A 677-nucleotide genomic window follows, 5' to 3' on the forward strand; every position below is an offset into this window, starting at 1 on the left:
GCCTCGATCGGTCCACAGAGCCTTTGACGAGGGAGCCTTTGACGGGACAGGCAAAAATGCTAGGAGGCGCGCGAAACCGGCGAAATCAGGGCTCCCCATGGATGCAAGGCAGTTGAAGTTCGAAGCCGCGCGGGCAGCGCTCGCCCATGTCGGCGACGGCATGCGGCTTGGCATCGGCACCGGCACCACGGCGGACGAGTTCGTGCGGCTGCTGGCCGAGAAGGTTGCGACCGGCCTCAAGATCATCGGTGTGCCGACTTCCGAGCGCACCGCGGCGCTCTGTCGCGAGCTGGGTGTGCCGCTGTCCACGCTCGAAGACACGCCGGAACTCGACCTTACCATCGACGGCGCCGACGAAATCGATCCGGACCTGATGTTGATCAAGGGCGGCGGCGGCGCGCTGCTGCGCGAGAAGATCGTCGCGGCCGCATCCGGGCGCATGATCGTGATCGCCGACAAGTCCAAGCTGGTCGGGACTCTCGGCCGCTTCCCGCTGCCGATCGAGGTCAACCAATTCGGCCTGCGCGCCACCGAGATCGCGGTTCGCGCCGCCGCGGCGAAGCTCGGCCTTTCCGGCCCGGTTACATTGAGGATGACGGGAAGCCAGCCATTTGTTACAGACGGCGGCCACTTTATCCTCGATGCATCTTTTGGCCGCATTCCGGATACAAGAGCGC

Annotated in this window: 1 protein-coding gene; it reads left to right on the forward strand. The window is 65.1% G+C overall.

The genetic code is table 11. From position 1 onward, the window contains the following. Positions 1–97 precede the first annotated feature (97 nt). A partial coding sequence (gene rpiA, locus EOA28_RS37690; RefSeq protein ID WP_128315944.1) for a ribose-5-phosphate isomerase RpiA occupies positions 98–677 on the forward strand: 580 nt, incomplete at its 3' end.

Source organism: Mesorhizobium sp. M2A.F.Ca.ET.067.02.1.1 (genome assembly GCF_004023285.1).
GTDB lineage: Bacteria > Pseudomonadota > Alphaproteobacteria > Rhizobiales > Rhizobiaceae > Mesorhizobium.